Genomic DNA, 3,004 nt, shown 5'->3' with positions numbered 1-3,004 from the left:
CTTAACCTTTAAGGTTTAAGTTTAGACAGTTACACAGAATTCAGGACACTCTCAATCCTGAACTATATACCCAAGAAAAAGTGAAAGAATCTTTTGATTACGCATTAAAAAAACACGCTTCATTAATTAATGCTAAATCAAAAAAAATACCCGATATGTATCAAGGTATTGTTCAAGATACACTAAAAAAACTGGGATACCGATTTGAGCTAACACAATTACTCTTACCTATAACCGCCCATGCAGGAGAACGCATTAAGCTTGTCTCTCAGTGGCAAAATGTAGGTGTTGCGCCAAGTTACAATAACTATCCTATTCGCTGGCGTTTACGTTCAGTAAGCTCTGATAGTACCATTGAATTTGAAACCAACACTGATATCACTCTGTGGCAACCAGCAGAAGAACTCAATGGCCAAGCCCCTAGTTATGAAATAACCAATGAATTATCGTTACCAAGTACTCTTGCTATTGGCAAATACTATATTGATGTTGCTTTAGTTGATCCAGAAACAAATCAACCTAAAATACTACTCGGCATTGATGGTGCAATGAAAGATCGCTGGCATGAACTAGCCATAATAACTATCAGTAACTAAAATCATGAAGTTTTATTTTATATCCTGCTGAAATAGTTGGATTTGAGACATCAAAAGGCCCTTAAGCTCACCGAACTTAAGGGCCTTTTATTTATATTTAAGCTAAGTGTTATTTAAAGACATGATCATTAAACAAGTGTTGCACAATCTCATTCGAGCTGGTGATACCAGTTAAATCAGAATGCGATGCAAAATCATCTAAAACAATGGTTGTCTGTTTTGAGCTATCACTATTGTGAACTGTCAATACGACATCAGCTTTATCATCTTTACCGACATCTTTAATTTCTGCACTCACATGCTTTAGCAAATCATCAATAGTGGTATTGTCACTCTTATCAAGAATATCGGTTAGATCGATCTTGTCTTCACCGATAGCAAAATCCTTAATATGATCTATAGGATTATTATTTGCTGAATCTTTTGCTACAAGTGAACGATCACTCCAAATAAAGGTATCGTTACCAGCCCCACCAGTTAGGAAGTCATTACCAAGGCCTCCATCTAGTAGATCGTCTCCTAAACCACCATCTAAAGTGTCATTACCACCATCGCCAATTAAGATATCATTGCCTTTACCGCCACTAATATGATCATTACCACCATATTCATTGTTGCCAAATTTATCTAAGTGGTCGGCAATAAAATGGTTAATATCAGAAGTAAGAACCTTGTTAGTATCGCCATTGTGGGCTTCATCTGCTAAATATTGTTTAATAATAGTTGAAGGATATGTATCAACTTTACCTTTTACAGGCTCATGGTATTGTCCATGCAACAATCCTTCGTCATACATCCAATGAATATTTAAAGCGTCGCCAACAAGCACATCGTCATCATCACTTCCTGTAATGGTGTCACTACCAGGAATGAAGTGTTGACCGATGTCTTTAAATATATCTGTTAACTCATTGGTATTTGTGATCACTTTTGAATAGCTTGGCTCTGAGTCATTATTATTGTTATACCCTTCACCCAATTGAGCAATTTGGTTAACTTGATCTGCATCTCCTGATGGACCAACAGCAATTGAAATAACCTCTGCATGTTTTAAAGCCGCATAATCTGAATTATTAGCTGAATTACTAAATCCTGTATTGTCCTTACCATCAGTTAGGAAGTAAACAACATTTCTAGTATTACCATCTGTAACAATATGATCGCTAATAGTTTTTAATGGAGCTTCAAATTCAGTACCACCTCCAGCAATCAAAGAATTCAGATAATTATGAATATCGGTACCACGACTATTTACAAAGCTATTACTCTCAGCATCATAATGAAACGATGAGTCCCCCCCAACAGTGCTATTGAAGGTAACCACATTAAAGTTTAAAGAATTTTTATCATTGGTATTCGTCAAGATCTCATCAACTAACACTTGATAAGCCTGCTTTGTCATATCAAAAACAGAAGGAAAATCTGTTAACTTATACGTCTGATCTTCCCCTATTGATGACTTAATATAGATTGGATCCTCTGCCCTATAACCATCATACTGCAAGCCAGCTTTCATCTGATCGTAGGTAACTGTAACCCATCCACTCTGAGAACTACCATTATAAAGTTGTGTGCCATCAGCGGCGGTCAATGTTGCACCATAATTTACAAAGACTTTATACTTTTCAGCACTATTCATATGAATAGAATCAAGGTTTAACAATCGACCGTAATACATACTGCCTGATGTATCTATCACAAAATTAACATTAGTTGGAACATCAACAATTTTAGCAGGATCTAGATCACCAATTAATAAATCCGAGCCAACTGTACCAACTATAGTGTTATCACCATTATCACCTTGGATCACCACACCATCTATTTGATATGATTTTTCTGCTGTATCAGAAGCAGAATGATGAGCACCATCAGTTGTAGTGACAGAAGCCTCTACAATACGATCACTATCCTTTAATAAAGCACTACCTTCGACGGTAATCTGATAACGACCATCTTTAACTTCACCAGTAAATTGTTGTCCATCAATTGTTAATGTGACTATATCTCCATCTTTAACATCACCACCTACAGAACCATTAATTACTACAGAGCTCTTACCTTCAGCTTGAGTCACAATGTTATCTTCTGCAATTGAATCAATAGTGACTAGAGCACCAATATCAACTTTATATGGCTCATCAGCATCAACTGTAACGTTATGTGAGCTATAAGATGTTGTTACACTAGCGATCGCTTGATTGGCATGTAAAATATCCATACCAGCAACAGCAATACTCCAAGTGAGGTCTTTCTGAACATGAGTTATATACTTGTTATTACCAATAGTTACTGTAACTTCATCCCCTTCACGAGCCTGACCACCAACTTTACCAGTTACATCTAATACTTTTTCATGCCCCTCTTTTTGAGTGATGATGTTATCGCCTGTGATCGGGTCAATATCA

2 protein-coding genes are annotated in these 3,004 nt (G+C 36.5%); one reads left to right on the top strand and one right to left on the bottom strand.

The genetic code is table 11. The annotated features are described in order from the left end of the window. Positions 1-80 precede the first annotated feature (80 nt). The gene (locus I3255_RS13490) at positions 81-596 is read left to right on the top strand and encodes a DUF4832 domain-containing protein (RefSeq protein WP_238039267.1); all 516 of its coding nucleotides are present in this window, start codon (positions 81-83) and stop codon (positions 594-596) included. Positions 597-705: 109 nt separating this feature from the next. On the opposite strand, the gene I3255_RS14920 is transcribed toward I3255_RS13490, so the two are convergent. Beyond that, the coding region (locus I3255_RS14920) for an Ig-like domain-containing protein (RefSeq protein WP_275950126.1) at positions 706-3,004 on the bottom strand (2,299 nt) is incomplete at its 5' end.

This window comes from Psychrobacter sp. Ps6, assembly GCF_022129235.1.
Taxonomy (GTDB): Bacteria; Pseudomonadota; Gammaproteobacteria; order Pseudomonadales; family Moraxellaceae; genus Psychrobacter.
The sequence above is the reverse complement of the archived record's forward strand: the minus strand, read 5'-3'. Positions and strand labels throughout refer to the sequence as shown.